This is a genomic window from Azospirillum griseum (genome assembly GCF_003966125.1).
Classification (GTDB): domain Bacteria; phylum Pseudomonadota; class Alphaproteobacteria; order Azospirillales; family Azospirillaceae; genus Azospirillum; species Azospirillum griseum.
This window is the reverse complement of sequence record NZ_RXMA01000178.1, coordinates 1-269: the sequence shown is the minus strand read 5'-3', so window position 1 is coordinate 269 and position 269 is coordinate 1. Positions and strand designations below refer to the sequence as shown.

1 tRNA gene is annotated in these 269 nt (G+C 60.6%); it reads left to right on the top strand.

What is annotated here, in order from left to right:
- The first annotated feature begins 184 nt into the window (after positions 1–184).
- A tRNA-Ala gene (locus EJ903_RS26690) sits at positions 185–260 on the top strand.
- The last annotated feature ends 9 nt before the right edge of the window (positions 261–269 follow it).

Sequence of the window (269 nt, the reverse complement as noted above, 5' to 3'; positions counted from 1 at the left end):
GCTAGTAGCTCAGTTGGTTAGAGCGCGCGCTTGATAAGCGTGAGGTCGGAGGTTCAAATCCTCCCTGGCCCACCAGCTTTTTCGGTGCGCGCAGCGCATCGGACGCGCCAGTGGCGCGTTCGAAGAAAAAGCTCCGAGCGGCGACAGCCGATCGGGGTGCATTTCCTCGGACGTCAACCAGACTGGGGGCATAGCTCAGTTGGGAGAGCACCTGCTTTGCAAGCAGGATGTCGTCGGTTCGATCCCGTCTGCCTCCACCATTCCCCTTG